Origin of the sequence: Parafrankia colletiae, assembly GCF_001854655.1 — a bacterium.
Classification (GTDB): domain Bacteria; phylum Actinomycetota; class Actinomycetes; order Frankiales; family Frankiaceae; genus Parafrankia; species Parafrankia colletiae.
Genome location: NZ_MBLM01000134.1, coordinates 1 through 15,759, shown reverse-complemented (window position 1 = coordinate 15,759; position 15,759 = coordinate 1). Strand labels below are relative to the sequence as shown.

11 protein-coding genes and 2 pseudogenes are annotated in these 15,759 nt (G+C 72.0%); 5 read left to right on the top strand and 8 right to left on the bottom strand.

Annotated elements, in window-relative coordinates; translation table 11 throughout:
• Positions 1 to 612 precede the first annotated feature (612 nt).
• Positions 613 to 1,218 carry a TetR/AcrR family transcriptional regulator gene (locus CC117_RS22340; RefSeq protein WP_071087272.1) on the bottom strand — a complete coding sequence of 202 codons (606 nt, stop codon included), beginning with the start codon at positions 1,216 to 1,218 and terminating at the stop codon, positions 613 to 615.
• A gap of 60 nt (positions 1,219 to 1,278) precedes the next feature.
• Between CC117_RS22340 and CC117_RS22335 the strand changes: the two genes are divergently transcribed.
• Positions 1,279 to 1,710: a VOC family protein gene (locus CC117_RS22335; RefSeq protein ID WP_198541946.1), complete on the top strand. Its 432-nt coding sequence runs from the start codon at positions 1,279 to 1,281 to the stop codon at positions 1,708 to 1,710.
• A gap of 43 nt (positions 1,711 to 1,753) precedes the next feature.
• On the opposite strand, the gene CC117_RS22330 is transcribed toward CC117_RS22335, so the two are convergent.
• The 5 genes from CC117_RS22330 to CC117_RS22310 form a co-directional block, all read right to left on the bottom strand.
• Entirely contained in the window at positions 1,754 to 2,548 is a 795-nt protein-coding gene (locus tag CC117_RS22330; protein ID WP_071087271.1) for an alpha/beta hydrolase, read from the bottom strand.
• The gene (locus tag CC117_RS22325; RefSeq protein ID WP_071087269.1) at positions 2,545 to 3,375 is read right to left on the bottom strand and encodes an alpha/beta fold hydrolase; all 831 of its coding nucleotides are present in this window, start codon (positions 3,373 to 3,375) and stop codon (positions 2,545 to 2,547) included. The genes CC117_RS22330 and CC117_RS22325 overlap by 4 nt, the downstream gene beginning before the upstream one ends.
• Before the next feature lie 14 nt (positions 3,376 to 3,389).
• Complete coding sequence (locus tag CC117_RS22320) at positions 3,390 to 4,232, bottom strand: alpha/beta fold hydrolase (protein WP_071087267.1); 843 nt, start codon at positions 4,230 to 4,232, stop codon at positions 3,390 to 3,392.
• A 120-nt stretch (positions 4,233 to 4,352) separates the two neighbouring features.
• A complete protein-coding gene (locus CC117_RS22315) occupies positions 4,353 to 5,138 on the bottom strand; it encodes an MBL fold metallo-hydrolase (protein WP_071087265.1) in 786 nt (261 codons plus the stop codon).
• A gap of 43 nt (positions 5,139 to 5,181) precedes the next feature.
• Positions 5,182 to 8,091: a helix-turn-helix transcriptional regulator gene (locus CC117_RS22310; RefSeq protein WP_071087263.1), complete on the bottom strand. Its 2,910-nt coding sequence runs from the start codon at positions 8,089 to 8,091 to the stop codon at positions 5,182 to 5,184.
• A gap of 235 nt (positions 8,092 to 8,326) precedes the next feature.
• Here CC117_RS22310 and CC117_RS22305 point away from each other — a divergent pair, with 235 nt between their 5' ends.
• Both CC117_RS22305 and CC117_RS22300 read left to right on the top strand, forming a co-directional pair.
• Positions 8,327 to 8,890: a TetR/AcrR family transcriptional regulator gene (locus tag CC117_RS22305; RefSeq protein WP_198541945.1), complete on the top strand. Its 564-nt coding sequence runs from the start codon at positions 8,327 to 8,329 to the stop codon at positions 8,888 to 8,890.
• Between the two features lie 228 nt (positions 8,891 to 9,118).
• Positions 9,119 to 10,555 (top strand): alpha/beta hydrolase domain-containing protein, encoded by a 1,437-nt coding sequence (locus tag CC117_RS22300; protein ID WP_084132582.1) that lies wholly within the window; start codon positions 9,119 to 9,121, stop codon positions 10,553 to 10,555.
• 147 nt (positions 10,556 to 10,702) lie between these two features.
• Here the strand turns inward: CC117_RS22300 and CC117_RS22295 are convergent, their stop codons facing one another.
• Positions 10,703 to 13,561 (bottom strand): helix-turn-helix transcriptional regulator, encoded by a 2,859-nt coding sequence (locus tag CC117_RS22295; RefSeq protein WP_071087258.1) that lies wholly within the window; start codon positions 13,559 to 13,561, stop codon positions 10,703 to 10,705.
• 247 nt (positions 13,562 to 13,808) lie between these two features.
• Between CC117_RS22295 and CC117_RS40635 the strand changes: the two are divergent.
• Positions 13,809 to 13,895: pseudogene (locus CC117_RS40635) on the top strand (alpha/beta hydrolase); the annotation flags it as partial.
• Here CC117_RS40635 and CC117_RS22290 read toward each other — a convergent pair.
• Positions 13,892 to 14,215 (bottom strand): annotated as a pseudogene (locus CC117_RS22290) (helix-turn-helix domain-containing protein); the annotation flags it as partial. The pseudogenes CC117_RS40635 and CC117_RS22290 overlap by 4 nt on opposite strands.
• Before the next feature lie 186 nt (positions 14,216 to 14,401).
• Here CC117_RS22290 and CC117_RS22285 point away from each other — a divergent pair.
• Complete coding sequence (locus CC117_RS22285) at positions 14,402 to 15,394, top strand: aldo/keto reductase (RefSeq protein ID WP_071087355.1); 993 nt, start codon at positions 14,402 to 14,404, stop codon at positions 15,392 to 15,394.
• The last annotated feature ends 365 nt before the right edge of the window (positions 15,395 to 15,759 follow it).

Here is a 15,759-nt window from a genome sequence, read left to right as displayed (position 1 = left end):
GATACCGGCCTCTATGCCTTGCTCTGATAGTCGCCCCGGACGCCATGAAACGCCGACAGCTCGGCGCTGTTGACAACGATCCAGGACCGCTGGCTCCGCGGCATTGGTGGCGAAGTCACGCGCAGCGCCCTGGATGTGGCCGGCACCCCGGAAAGTCCATCCCTGCGCCAGAGAATGGAAACCCACCGGCACTGGGCAACGCCGCCTGCGGCCGGGTGAGCCCGTCCCGTTCTTCCGGCGAGGAGAGCCACCTGTTCCCCGCAATACCCCCGGTCCGTCGAACGGCCGGTGCACAAGGAGCGCAGGACGTGCGCCAACGGCCAGGACCTGGCCTTCGATCGCTGGCCGCTGGACCTCCCCACCGACGACAGCGATTGGCGACCAACCCGGGCAGCGGCGAGTTTCTCGGTGAGGCCCTGCGCGTCGTCACCGCCGACACCGGCGATCGGAACGGTGTGATGGATCGTCAGTGCCGGGGGCCCGACAAAAGGCCCTGCCTACACCCCACGCCGCCCCTGGAGGGACTGACAGCGCCGATCTTTCGATCAGCCGATCATGGCGTGGCGGCACCACCCATGCCGAGCGCAGCCCCACGTTCCATTGCCCCGCCGGTCAGGCGGTATAGGCGGCGATCAGCGCTGCGGCGGCGGTAGCGGCCTCGCGCTTGGCCGCGTCGAGCGGATTCGGCAGGTCGTCGAGCACGCCCTCGAGGAGGAACACCGCGTGGCCGTGGGCGCAGGCCGCGATCGCCAACACCAGTCCGCGTGCCTGATGGTCCTCGCTGCACAGGGCTGTGGCCGGCGCGGACAGCTCGGTGAACAGCGCCTGGCCGGTCTCGGCAAGCACCGGGAAGCGTGTCTTGTCCAGGCCGGCGGCGAAGGCCAGTTCGAACAGCGCCGGCTGGTCGGCGGCGAACTGGACGTAGGCCGCAGCGAAGGCCACGAGTTGTTCGCCCGGATCGGTCGCTTCCGCCATGGCGGCGCGGTACTGCTCGCGCTGTTCGGTGTAGGCGCGAACCACCAGCGCGGCCAGCAGCGCGTCGCGATCGGCGTAGTGCTTGTACGGAGCGGCCACRCTGACGCCGGCCCGGCGGCTGGTCTCGGCCATGGTGAATCCGCCGAGGCCTTTGGTGACCACCAGTTCCAGCGCGGCCTCCTCCAACGCGCGGCGCAGGTCACCGTGGTGGTGCCCGCTGGGCCGCTTGACGTTCTCCGGCATGGAGCTAAGGTTAGTGGCGCTAACCAGGTTAGTGTCACTAACCTCGCCTTGGAGGTCATCGTGTCCGAAGTCGACCTTGGGCTGGATGTGCACCACACCAGCCTGTCCGTCGCGGATCTTGATGCGCAGCGCGCCTGGTACCAGCGAGCGCTCGGCCTGCACGAGGTCATCGAGGAGTTCCGACTCGACGAGCCGGCGGTGCGCACAGTCGTGCTGCGGTCGGGTTCAGGTGTGYGCCTGGAACTCGTCGAGCGGGCCGGCGCGAGCCGGAACCGTGTCCATGTCGATCCGTTGGACGCCGCGAGCACTCTGGGGTTCGGGCACTGGGCGGTATCGGTTCGCGACCTGGACGCGGCGTTTGCCTCCATCGTGGCGGCCGGCGGCATCGGGGTGTGGCCGCCGGCCGACGCGGTGCAGCCAGGCGCTCGGTTCGCTTACATCAAGGACCCGGAAGGCAACCTCATCGAACTGATCCAGCCGGCGGCGCGGTGAACGCGGGTCGGTGATCCTTGTCCTGCGCGCGGCGTCTTCTTCGTCATCCGGCCTGGCGCAGCGCCCACTCCAGCGCGTGGTCGGCGACCTGTTCCCAGCCTGGTTCGGCGCAGGTCCAGTGGGAGCGGCCGGGGAACTCGTGGTAGTCGGTGACGGTGCCGGCTGCCTTGTAGTGGTGGGCGTTCGACCTGTTGACCGACGGCGGCATGATGTGGTCGGCGCCGCCGGCGATGAACAGCAGTGGCGCGCGCTTCTCGTTGTGGAAGTCGACCCAGGTGTCGCCCTTGCCGGGGGTGAAGTTGGCCAGCAGTCCGTACGACCAGACCCAGCTGCCGGGGGCCGGGATCGCATACCGGTCGTAGGCCGCGCGGGACTCGGCTTCCGGCAGGGTGTTGGTGAAGGCGTAGTGGAACTGTTCGGGCGTGAATCCGGCCGCCTGGTGCCGCTTGGCCGGGTTGTTGAGGATCGGGAACAGGGATTTGATCTGCGACGGCGGGTTGACGCGGATCCGCTCCGGCGGGGCCGAGTTGATGACCACACCGGCGGCGCCGTGGCCGCGGTCGAGCAGCAGCTGGGTGAGGGTGCCGCCGAACGAGTGGCCCATGAGGACCGGCTTCTCGGGCAGCTCGGTGATGATCTTCTCGAGGTGGGCGACGGTGTCGGGCACCGTGGCCGTGGCGATCGGCGTCGGGTCGGCGCGCAGCGCCTCCACCTCGACCTCGAAGCCGGGGTAGGCCGGTGTGAGGACGGTGTGCCCCTTCGCCTCGTAGTAGGGAACCCAGTGCTCCCAGCTGCGCGGCGTCATCCAGAGGCCGTGGATCAGGACGATCGTGCTCATCCGTCGTACTCCTTGAGGAACGCGAGCAGGTCGTCGCCGAGCTGCTGCTTGTGGGTGTCGGTGATGCCGTGCGGCGCCCCGCAGTAGACGAGCAGGCGGGCTTCCTTGACCAGCGCCGAGGAGGCCATGCCGCCGACCTCGAACGGGACGACCTGGTCGTCGTCGCCGTGGATGACGAGTGTGGGGACGTCGAACGCGGCGAGGTCGCCACGGAAGTCGGTGGCCGAGAACGCGGCGATGCACTCGTAGGCGTTGCGGTGGCCCGAGRCCATCGACTGCAGCCAGAACGCGTCGCGGATGCCCTGGGAGACCTCGGCGTCGGGCCGGTTGTTGCCGAAGAACGGGCCGTCGGCGAGGTCGCGGTAGGTCTGGGAGCGGTCCGCCAGCGAGCCCGCCCGGATTCCGTCGAAGACCTCGACCGGCACGCCGCCGGGGTTGTCGGCGGTCCGCAGCATGAACGGCGGCACCGCGGAGACCAGGACCGCCTGGGCGACCCGGGCGGTTCCGTGCCGGCCGATGTAGCGGGCGACCTCGCCGCCGCCGGTGGAGAACCCGACCAGCGTGGCGTCGCGCAGGTCGAGGGTGTCGAGGACGGCGGCGAGGTCGTCGGCGTAGGTGTCCATCTCGTTGCCGTGCCAGGTCTGCGTGGACCGGCCGTGGCCGCGGCGGTCGTGGGCGATGACCCGGTAGCCGTGGCCGGCCAGGAAGAGCGCCTGCGCCTCCCAGCTGTCGGAGTTCAACGGCCAGCCGTGCGACAGCACGACGGGGCGGCCGGTGCCCCAGTCCTTGTAGAAGATTCTGGCGCCGTCGGCGGCGGTGATGTACATGAGGAGCCCTCCTGTCAGCGGGCCGCGGACCTGATGACGTCAGCGGTGATGCGGGGCTGCGAGATCATGGCGACGTGCGAGGCGTTGACCTCGGTCGTGCGCGCGCCGGCCCGCTTCGCCATGAACCGCTGCGCGGCGGGCGGGATCAGGTTGTCGTTGCGGGCCACCAGGTACCAGCTGGGAATGCTCTTCCAGGYCGGTGTCCCGGAGGGCTCCTGCAGGGTGTGGACGTCGCCGGGCCGCTGGGCGGCAGCCATGAGGTCCGTCGTCGCCCTGGGCAGGTCGCCTGCGAAGACGTCGCGGAACACGTCGGTCTTCACATAACCGTCGATGCTGCCGGCGCCGTCGGCTGTCGGGTAGGGCCGGAAGTCCAGCGCGGCCTCGCCGAGCCTGCTGCCCGGGTACTTCAGCTGCAGTCCCTGCAGCGTCTCGCCCTGGTCCGGCGCGAACGCGGCCACGTACACCAGGGCTTTCACGTTCGTGTTGCCCACCGCCGCGTTGGTGATGACCATCCCGCCGTACGAGTGGCCCACCAGGACGATCGGGCCGGGCAGCGTCGCCAGGATGCTGGCGAGGTAGGCCGCGTCGGCGGAGACGCTGCGCAGCGGGTTCGCCGGTGCCAGGACGCGGTGACCGTCGCGTTGCAGCAGACGGGCGACGTCGTTCCAGCCGGAGGCGTCGGCGAAGGCGCCGTGCACGAGCACGACCGTCGGCCTGGCCGCGGCCGGTGGCCGGGCCGCCGCGGCCGCCGGAGTGGCCGTGGTGGCTGTGGACGCGGAGGCCAGGGGTGCTCCGACGAGGGCGCCGGTCGCGGCTGCCGCGGATCCGGCAATCACTGTTCGGCGGGTCGTTGACACGAAGACGTGGTCCCTTCGGGAGGAAGCGCGACGAGGTGGCACCACGGTGCGGGAAACCAGCCAGGCGCGGCATCGGTAGGTTGACGGTCCTGGGCGGATTGGGTGTTGGCGGTCGCCGGGTCAGAGGCTGTCCGCCGGGCGTAGTGGCAGCCAGTGCAGGCGCTCGCCGAGCCCGTCCGGCGCGGCGGCGAACGCCCGCTCGACGGCCTCGCGCCCCTGGCTGAAATGCGACCAGCCCTCATAGTGCACCGGGATGATCGTGCGTGGCTTCGCGAGCGTGCACAGCTCGACCGCCTCGGCCGCGGTGAGGCTGTAGTGCAGCGACCCGGTGAGCGGGAAGCGGACCGCACCGAGGTGCAGCAGCACGGTGTCAACCGTCATCCGGTGCGGCACCTGCCGGACACCGCGGAAGAGCACCGTGTCACCGGTGATCCAGAAGACGCCGTGTTCCTGGGCGTCCCACCGCAGCGCGAACCCGACCACCGGGCCGGCGACGGGGCGGCTCAGCGGCGGGCCGTGCCGGCACGGGGTCGCGGTGACGGTGATGCGCCGCCGGCCGGGTGCGTCCAGCTCGGTCTGCATCCACGGGCGCAGGCCGCGTGCCCCACCGCCGAGACGCCGGGCCCCCGACCGGGTGGTGATCACCGTCGGTGCCTGGGCGAGCAGGGCGCGACCGCGGTCGTCGAGATTGTCCGCATGATGGTCGTGGGTGAGCAGGACGGCGTCGATCGGCCCGATCTCGTCGGGATCGAGGGCCGGGCCGGTCCACTTGCGCGAGCTGGTGCCCCAGCCGAACGAGTAGCGGCGGCCCGGCGGGTCGAACGTCGGGTCGGTGAGGATGCGCCAGCCGCCTACCTCGACAAGGGTCGTCGGGCCCCCGATGTGCGTCACGCGTAGGTCCTTCAACGGCGTCGTCCTCACCTCGGTGCTGTGTCGGTCGCGGCCATACTCAGACCACGGCCCCAGGCTGGAGGGACGGCGGAGGGGACGCATCCGTAGGTTGACTGTCGTCGGCGGCTCGACTGCCGTCGACGGGCTGGCTGTGGTTCGTGGGCTGGCGGTCGTCGGTTGCCGGGGGCCGGGCCTGCAGCGCGTCGAGGGCCTCCCGCAGCTGCGAGCGCGCGGTGATGCCGAGCTTCGGGAAGATCCGGTAGAGGTGCGAGCTCACCGTGCGGTGTGACACGAACAGCCGCTGGCCGATCTCCCGGTTGCTGAGCCCGGCGGCAGCCAGCATCGCGGTCTGCAGCTCCTGGGCGGTGAGCGTCTCGCCGGACGGCGCCGACCGGCCGGCGCTCTCCTCGCCGGCGGCGCGCAGCTCCTCACGGGCCAGCCGACCCCACGCGGCGGCGCCGAGGGCGTCGAAGCCGTCCCGCGCGGCGCGCAGCGGCACCCGCGACTCGAGAATGCGCCGGCGCCGGCGCAGCCAGGAGCCGTAGGCGAGACCCAGCCGGGCGCGGTGGACCGGCCAGTCCCCGAGATCCATGGCCAGGGCGTGGGCGAACGCCGCAGCCGCCTGCGGTTCCGGTGCCAGCACGGCGGCGGCGTAGGCGAGCGAGCGGTGCAGCGCCGGTGACGGGAACCGCGCCGCCCGCTCCTCGGCCCGGGCGAGGATCTCCCGCACCTCCTCCTGGCGCCCCGACCGGACGGCCGCGTCCGCGAGGTCGGGCAACGCCCACCCCGACATGTCGAGCTGGAAGGTCGCGTCGGACGGGTCGAAGAGGCGGATCAGCAGGTCGAGGGCCTCGTCGTGGCGGCCGGCGGCGTTCGCGGCGACACCGCGGGCGTGCTGCGCGGCCTCGGCGGCGAACCGCACCCCGACGACGAGCGGGCTGGCCAGGACATCGTCGGCGAGCCGGAACGCGGCCTCGCTGTTGCCGCACATCGCGTCGTGCAACGCCCGGCTGGCCCGGGCGGCGACGACCCAGAAGTGGTCGCCGGTCTCCTCCGCGAGCGCCTCGGCCTCCTCCGTGTCGGCCCGGACAGCCGGCCACCGGCCGAGCCACAGGCGGATGAAGCCCGTGGACGACAGGGTCCGCGCGAGCAGGGCCGCCCGGCCCTGCGCCCGGTAACCGGCGGCCGCCGTACCCATGTACGACGACGCGGTGACGAAGTCGCCGAGGACCAGAGCCGCCCCGCCGAGGAAGCGCATGGCGTCGATGTCGGTGCGGTCCGGGATCAGCGTGGGCAACTGGCGCAGCACGTCGGCGCCGAGCACGTCCGGCTGGGCGTAGGCGCTGATCGCGAGGGTCCGCGGGTCGTCGTCGGCGAGGCCGAGCCTGGCGAGCACGGCGGTGACCCGTCCGCCGATCTCCGACGGCAGGCTCGCCCACCAGCAGCGCGACGCCGCCCGCCAGCACAGCATGGCCGCCACGTTCGTGTCGCCGGCGGCATGAGCCGCCAGCGCAAGGTCGCACAGGACGTCGATCCGACCGGTGTCCCGCACGTCACCGGGCTCGACGATGTCGCGCACCAGCGCCAGCCGGCCGCGGTCGACCGGGTCGCCCTGGGCCGGGCTGGCCTTCGCGACGAGCTGCGCGGCGACACCACGGTCGTGCAGCTGGGAGGCGATCTCCGCGGCCTGCAGCAGGAGCGAGGAGCGTCGCGCGGGGTCACCGGTGAGCTCCGAGGCACGGTCGAGGTCGGTGACGGCCACCCCGAGGGCCCCGCGCTCCAGGGCACGTGCGGCAGCCGCCTCCAGCTCGCCGCTGATGTCCTCGTCCGGCCCGAGCGTCGCCGCGCTGCGGTGCCAGGCACGACGGTCCGGGTCGTCGGCGAACGTGTCGGCGAGCACCGAGTGGACCGTGAGCCGGGCGAAGTCGCTGACGGACCGGTAGACCGCCGACCGCACGAGGGGGTGCCGGAACCGCAGCCGGCGCGCCTGGACCTGCAGCAGACCGGCGTCGATCGCCGGCTGGAAGCTCTCCGCGGGCACCTCACTGCCGGTCAGTGCCCGCGCGGCGGCCAGCAGCGCCGGCAGCGGGCAGCCGGTGTCGGCGGAGAACGCGGCGACCACCGCCCGGGAGGCCGGCGGCAGCTGGGTGAACCTGTCCGCGAACGCGCCTTCCAGCCGCTCGTTGAGCGGCAACAGCTCCAGGGAGTCGTCGAGGACGTCCGCCGTGACACACCGGGGCAGCTCGACGAGGGCGAGCGGATTGCCCGCGGCCTGGGCGAGGATGCGCTCCCGCAGCCCGGGGCCGAGCCCGGGAGCGTGGTCGGCCAGCACCCGCCGCGCGGCGTCGTCATCCAGCTCCGCGACAGGCAGCTGGCCGATGCCGGTGCCGGCGAGGACGTCGGTGTGCTGGGCGCGGACCGCGATGACCGCGGCGATCGGCTCGACGGTGAGGCGCCGGGCGACGAAGACCAGCACGTCGAGGGTCTCCGGGTCCAGCCAGTGCGCATCCTCGACCAGCAGGAGCAGCGGGGTGTGGGCCGCCTGGTCGCCGAGCAGCTCGAGCACCGCGAGCCCCACCGTGAACAGGTCGGGGCGGGTGTCCTCCTGCCCGAACGCGCCGCGCAGCGTGCGCTGCAACCGCGGGGTGAGCGCCCGCAGATCATGCAGCAGCGGGGCCAGCAGCTGGTGCAACCCGGCGAACGGCAGGGTCGTCTCCGCCTCGGCACCGTTCGTGGTGAGAACCGTCATCCCGGCCGCGGCCGCGTACCGGCGCGCGGCGGTCAGCAGCATCGTCTTGCCGATGCCGGCATGCCCCCGCACGACCAGCGCCGCGCCGCGGTTGGCGCGTGCGTTCACGAGGAGACGTTCGAGGACGGCGAGCTCGGCGTCCCGGCCGTGCACCACCTCCTGGCTGTGCCTCATATCCTCGCCGTGCCTCACCTCCCGGCCGTCACCCGACTGCAGCATGACGGCGGATTCTCCTCTGAGGTTCGTGCGGTTCCCGGTGGACGGGCATCGCCTTCTCCCACCCTGAATCCCCGGCGCTGCCGCGCGAACCACGTGGCACACGTAGTCGGAACAGGTCGTCCGATCGACAGCCTGACGGTGGCGATAATTGACACTTGTCGTTTTGTAGACAGATGTCTATTATCGATCTGTGCACCATGAGTCGTCGCAGGCACCCCGCCCCCTCGACCGGAGGGTGCAGCGCTCACGCGCGGCTCTGTTCGCGGCTGCGGTGCTCCTGGTGTCCGAGCGCGGCACGACGGCCATCCCGGTCACCGACCTCGCCGCGGTGGCGGACGTGAGCCGGCAAGTGATCTACGTGCAGTTCGGTGATCGTGAGTCGCTTCTGGTGGAGGCCGCGATCGACCTGGTCGGGCGGGAACTCCTGCCGCAGATCGAGGGTGGCACCGAGGCCGGGCGGCGGCGGGCACTGGCGACGGCGCGGCACTTCGCCCACCACCGGTCGTTCTACCGCGCGATGCTGACCGGCTCGTGCGCGTTCGCCATGGCCAGGGCGCTGAACGGTGTGCTCGGTTCATTCCAACGGCCGGTCGTGCGGATGTTGTTCGGTGAGCTGGACCAGGGCGMGGCGGAGGACCTGACGGCGTTTTTCTCGGGCGGGATGGCCGCGGTCATCAACGACTGGTTGATCGACGGTGATGACCCGCTCGATCCCGAGGAGTTCACGGACCGACTGCTCCGCCTCATGTCGGTCGTCACCGCTGGCCAGCGCCTCCGAGCGGACGGAGGTCACGTCTGATGACCCGGGCAGCCGTGTCCTCCACTGCGAGCTGCCTTCCGCCGCCGACGACCAGGATCCGATCACCGATGTGATCAGCGGGCCGATCCGCGATTCAGCTCAGCTGGCCTGATCGCGGGACCAGATGAAATTCGACGGAAACGACGGAGGCTTGAGAATTTGCCCAGAAAGCGCAGGTTTTCGGCGGGTAGGCAGGTCTCGGCATTCGCCTGTTTCCTAGCTGTTGCCGTGTTCGGGTCGGCATGTTCCGACGGGTCGTCTTCGACGCCGAACACGGCGTCGAAGACGACTACGGCGGCACCGCCGCGACCCGCGGGACCGGCTGCCGACCTGCATGAGCTCAGCGGCGGCAATGGCGTCGGCCTGGGTTCCCCGACCAGGGTCGACCTTGCGAACACCGGGTACGTCGAGACCGAGTACGCCGCGTCTGGGACGGCGACGTCCTACGACCCACAGGGTGAACTCGCTCCCGACGGCCGCTGGACATTCCAGTCCGGCACCACCGCCGAGTACACCACCCGGGTCCTCGTACGCCGGCCGGCCGCGGAGAAGTTCAGCGGCACTGTCATCGTCGAGTGGTTGAACGTCAGCTCCGGGACCGACTCCGACGTCGTGTGGTCGAGCACGCACGAGGAGCTGGTGCGGCGGGGCCACGCGTGGGTCGGTGTCTCCGCGCAGCGCATCGGCGTCATGGGCGGCCCCGCCCTCACCCCGACCGGCGGCGGCAGCGCCACCGCGGGCGGACTGGTCAACACCGACCCCGCGCGGTACGGCTCCCTCAACCAACCCGGCGACGGGTACTCCTTCGACATCTTCACCCAAGCCGCCCGCGCGGTACGTGCCGGCGGCGTGGCGATGGGTGACCTGAAGCCGCGGCACGTGCTCGCAGCGGGCCAGTCCCAGTCGGCGTTCGCGCTGGTCACCTACATCAACGGGGTGCAACCCCTCACGCGCGAGTTCGACGGCTTCCTCGTCCACAGCCGGGGCGGCGGCGGCCTTCCGCTCGTCGCGCCCGGTGAGCCCGCCAGTCTCGGCTCCGAAACGGCGACCTCACCGACGATCATCCGGGCCGACGCCGATGTGCCGGTGCTCGAGGTACAAGCCGAGGGGGATCTGCGCGCCCCGCTGAACTCCGTCGTCTCACGCCAACCCGACAGCGGCCAGTTCCGCCTCTGGGAGGTCGCCGGGGCCGCGCACGCTGACGCACACACGGTCGGGCCGTTCGCGGACGCCCTCGGCTGCGGAGCGATCAACAATGCACCCATGCACGTCGTCGTCAAGGCCGCACTGCACGCCCTCGAGGAATGGGTAAGAGAGGGGACGCTGCCYGCCACGGCACCGCGGCTCGAGGTCACCCAGAACACCCCGCCGCAGGTCGCCCGCGACGCCGACGGCATCGCCCGCGGTGGCGTCCGTACACCACCCGTCGACGTACCCGTCGACATCCTGTCGGGCACCCCCGGCCCGAACCMCTCCGTGATCTGCAGCCTGTTCGGATCCACGACACCGCTGCCCGCCGAGCGTCTCACCGCGCTCTACCCGTCCAGTGACGCCTACCTGCAGAAATACACCACCGCCGCAGACAGCACGATCAAAGCCGGATTCGCCCTGCCGGCAGACCGCGACGCGCTCCTCGCCTACGCGCAACCGACCCGCATCCAATAGGTCCCTGGCATCGACGAACAGCAGCGCAAGGCCGGCCCTGCGACCGCCCGACCGAGCCCGAACCCGGGCTGTCTCTCCTGTCTCTCCGGCCGGCGTCACCCGCAACGGGCTCTGGGTCACCGCCACAGAGCGAAACCTGACAAGACGTCACAGAACACCCGCTCGGGACTCTTCGAGACGGCCCGCGAGCTGCCGACGGGAGGTGACGCCGAGCTTCTGGAAGATCTTGCGCAGGTGATAGTCGACGGTGTTCGTGCTGATGAACATGGTCGCGCTGATCTCCGCGTTGGTGCGGCCGGCGGCGGCGAGCCGGGCGACCGTCCGTTCCTGGGGAGTCAGGTCGAGAGCCTCGCGTGGTTGTCCGGCCGGCAGGCGCTGCCCGGTGGCCTCCAGCTCGGCGCGGGCCCGCTGGGCGAAGGCCGGCGCGCCCGCGCCCTCGAAGATCTCGACCGCGCGCCGCAGGTGCTCCCGGGCCTCCCGGCGCCGCCGGGCGCGCCGCAGCCACTCCCCGTAGACCAGGTGCGACCGGCCCAGCTGGACGGTCAGCACAGTGGGACGAAGCGTCGCGACGGCCGCGGCGTAGTGCGCCTCGGCCTCGCGGTCGTCGGACACCAACGCCCGGGACCGGTGGGCCGCGCCGCGCGTCCAGACCGAACCGTTGACCGACGCCAGGTCCTCGAGAAGCGCCACGACCCCCACCGCCTGGGCGAGACGTCCGCTGCGACTGGCGGCCTCGACGAAATCCGGGTACTCCAGCGGCGTCACCTGCAGGAAGGGGTCGTCCACCAGAGGCTTCAGCCGCGCGTACGCGTCGTCGTAACGACCTTCGGCGAGGTCCCGCACGGCCAGCGCGCCCACCCCTGAGGCGTACACACCGCCGAAGCCGGCCGCGCGGGCCGCGTCCGCGGCCGCCTCGACCTGGTCACGCGGACCCCCGGACCAGGCCAGCAGCGCCACGTTGACCACATGCTCGGCGTCGTAGCCGATCGCGCGGCGCAGCTCGCGAACCTGCTCGACGTACTGGTCCGCGAGCCGCGGTGTACCGCTGTGCAGCAGGGTCAGCGACAGGATCCACAGGGTGGTGTCGAGCACCGGCAGGGCGCCCCACTCCCGCGCGGCGGCGGCCGTCCGTTCCAGGATGTCCCGCGTCGCCGTCTCGTCCCACAGCGCGGTGGTCAGGGCGATACTGATCGCGCCGTACCTCATCAGATCGGCGCCGGTGAGCCCGCTGACGACGTCGAGGGCGGCGCGCAGCTCGGGCACCGCCTCTCGGTAGGGCCGCAGGATGTACGTGCCCAGCGCACGCAGAATCGTTCCGGCGACGCCGTGCGCCAACCCGGCGCCGTCGAGCAGGCGGCGGCCCAGCACAGGCAGGCTGACCTCCCGCCCCTGCCGCTCCACGGCGAGCGCACGGTGGAAGGCGTCAAGCAGCGCGTCCTGCTCGGCGCCGACATCATGCCCGTGGAAACACGCGGCCACCGCGAGCATGTCGGCCGCACCGCGGACGACCGCCGGCCCGGCCGTGAAGAACGTGTGATCGACCCGGACCTTGGTCAGCCGGCCGCGGGTGACCGGGTCCAGCGCCTCCCCGCCCGTCTCGCCGCTCCCTCCTGCCTCGCTCGCCTCGGCCACTTCGTCCGCCAGGCTCTTCGCCAGACCGGCGGCACCGGCCGCCAACGCGGCCTCGGCCGCCGCGACCAGCCGGCCGTTCCTCGCCGGCCCCGGCGGTGTCAGTGCCGCCGCCTGCGTGAGGACGCTGGCCCGGGACATGAGCCCGCCGCGGTGCCCCGCGAGATCCGCCGCCCGTTCCAGCCGGTCGGCGACCTGTTCGTCGGTACCGACCGTCGCCTTCGCGGCATGCCAGGCCGCCAGCTCCACGATGCCCCTGGCCTCCGCCTCGGCGGACAGCGCGCGGTGCGCCCGCCGCCGCTCCGCACCCGGCGCACCGTGGTACGTCGCGGACCGAACCAGCGGATGCCGGAAACTCAGCGACGCGCCGAGCTCCACCAGACCGGCCAGCTCCGCCTCGTCACCGACAACGTCGACGATGCCAAGCCGCCGGGACGCCGCCCGGATCAGATCCACATCACCGGTCGACTCGGCGGCGGCGACCAACAGCCACGCCTGCAGCCGCGGATCGGCCTTGCGTACCTGACGGAGATAGCACGCCTCCAGCCGGCTCCCGACAGGGATCGGCTCCACGGCGACACTCGACCGGGTCAGCTGCTGGACGCCCAGCTCGTCCGCCAGGTCGATCAGGGCCAGCGGGCTGCCCCCGGTCGCGCCGGCGATCCGCGCGGCCGCCGCCGTGTCGATCGGCTCCCGCAACACCGACCTCAGCAGCCGGACCGCCGCCTCCGTCCCCAGCCCGCCCAGCCGCAGAACGGGCAGCCCGGCCATCCGCTCGGCCACCCACGACTCGTCACGGGCGGCGAACACGAGCGCGACACGCTCCGCCTCCAGCCGACGGGCCACGAAGGCCAGCACGTCCAACGACTCCGCGTCGAGGAGATGGGCGTCATCGACAACGCAGACGATCGGCGGCGCCGCTTCGCCCGCCGGGATCGCTTCGCCCGCCGGCGCCGTGGAGGCCGAGGCCAGCAGGCCCAGCACACCGAGACCGACGAGATACCGATCCGGCGGGGGGCCGTCCACCGCCCCGGTCGCCACCTGCAGTGCCTGCTGCTGCCGCTCCGGAAGAACCGGGAGATGCTCGCGGAACGGAATCGTCAACCGGTGCACCGAGGCGAACGGGAGCGCTGCCTCCGCCTCGTAACCGTCCACCCGCAGCAGCCGGAAGCCCTCGGACACAGCCTGGGACGCCGTCGTCTCCAGCAGCGCCGTCTTCCCGATACCCGGCTCACCGCAGACCAGCAGCGCACCCCCGCGGCCGCCACGGGCCGCCTCCAGCAGCGACCCGACCCGCCGCTGTTCCGCATCCCGCCCCAGCAGCCGGCCCTCACCGTGGTGCGCCGTCCGTGCCGCGAACGAGGCCGCGTCAGCCACGGTGTGACATGGCCGCACGGCGGGGACCGGGCCCACCCGGGGACCGCCCGCTTCGCCGGAGCATCGCGCTCACCGTGACCGCCACAAGCCTCCTGTCCTCGTCACCTGTCCAGTGTCGCTTGCGGAACCGGACGGTCGCGTCGGACGGCGCCCTGGCGGTTCTGCGGCCGGGAACGTCCATCCCCTCGACATGCCTGGCCCAGTATGGGGTGACGGGCGAACCTGTTCCCGGGCTCGGAGCCGGGGCGACTGCTACCGCGGGCTGCTCTGGGGCGCCGACCACGCGGCCGAGCTGGGCATCGACCTCGGACGCATCGTCGTCGCCGGGGCGAGCAGGCGCACCAGCCCGGCGCGGGCCAGCCGGGTCGTGCTGTCGGCGGCTGGTGGCCGGCCAGGCGGAACTAGGTGGTCACCCTCGTCGTCGGACAGCCGCAGCGCCCGGGCCAGCGCGCCCAGCAGCTGGACGGACGGCTGACTGCTCCGGCCCTGCTCAAGCCGCACCACGTAGTCGACCGACATGCCGGCGAGCATGGCGACCTCCTCCCGGCGCAGGCCGGTGGTGCGCCGCCGCGGGCCGTCGGCCAGGCCCACCTCGGCAGGGCGGATCGCCGCCCGGCGCCGTCGCAGGAAGTCGGCGAGCTGGTCACGTTGCATCGCTTCATGGTTCCTCGGCCCGGCGCGTCCAGCCAGGGAGCGGCACTCCCAGGATGGACGCTCCGCTCCCGGACGCGCCGGCGCCGGGCCACGGTGGACGACGACAGCCGACGACAGTCGGGCACGACGGTCGACGACGGCGCCGAGGCCAGCAGACGAGGCCAGCAGACGATGAAGGAGACCACGATGCGGACACGAACTCTCGGCAGCACCGGACCGGCCGTCGGCGCGCTCGGTCTGGGCGCGATGGGCATGTCAGGCGCCTACGGGACGTCCGACGACGCGGAGAGCATCGCCACGGTGCACGCCGCCCTGGACGCCGGCGTCACCCTCGTCGACACCGGCGACTTCTACGGCATGGGCCACAACGAGCTGCTGCTCCGCGAGGCACTACGCGGCCGGGACCGGGACAGCTACGTCCTGAGCGTCAAGTTCGGCATGCTGCGCGGGCCGGGCGGCGGGTTCGGCGGGATGGACGGGCGTCCCGAGGCGGTGCGGAACTTCCTGGCCTACTCGCTGACCCGGCTGGGCACAGATCACATCGACATCTACCGCCCGGCCCGGCTGGACCCGGCCGTCCCGATCGAGGAGACCGTGGGCGCCGTCAAGGAGATGATCGACGCCGGCCATGTGCGACACGTCGGCCTCTCGGAGGTCAACGCCGAGACGATCCGCCGCGCGCACGCCGTACACCCGATCGCCGACCTGCAGATCGAGTACTCGCTGGTGTCGCGGGCGATGGAGACGGACGTCCTGCCCACACTGCGGGAGCTGGGTATCGGCCTGACCGCGTACGGGGTCCTCAGCCGTGGCCTCATCTCCGGGCACTGGAACGCCGGTCAGTCAGCCCCCGGCGATGCCCGTGCCCACAGCCCGCGGTTCTCCAGCGGGAACGTGGAGCACAACCTCACCCTGGTGGAGGCACTGCGTCGGGTCGCTGCGGCGAAGGGCGCCACCGTCGCCCAACTGGCCATCGCCTGGGTCGCCGCCCAGGGCGACGACATCGTGCCCCTGGTCGGCGCCCGCACCCGCGAGCGGCTCACCGAGGCGCTGCCCGCCCTCGACCTGAACCTCACCGCCGACGACCTCGCCGAGATCGAGAAAGCCGTCCCGGCCGGCTCGGCCCGCGGCGACCGGTACCCGGCCGCGTTCATGTCCGGCCTCGGCGTAGGAAACTGACACCGCCTGGTGATCAGACATCGGATGGCGGGCGGAGTCGGGCGAGGAGGCCGGCGGCCTGCTGAGTGACGGGGTGTTGGCGGCCGGCGTCCGCGTGCTGACCGTCCGGGAGGTGCCTTACCTGAGCTCCGGACGTGCCGGTGATGGTCGCTTACAGCTACCTATCGGCCGCCGCCGCCGACTTCGTCGTCAGCCAGGCCAGTCGCCACGGCTTGGTCAGGATGCCGGATAGGAGGCCAGCCAGCCTTGGGGCAATGCCGTTTAGCTTAGTTTGATCTTGTGGGTGGTGGGGTCGGGTGGGTTGGTTCGGGCTGGTGCGGCGTGGCGTGGTGGCGTGGGTGCCGCTGGGTGGTTTGGTGACGTTT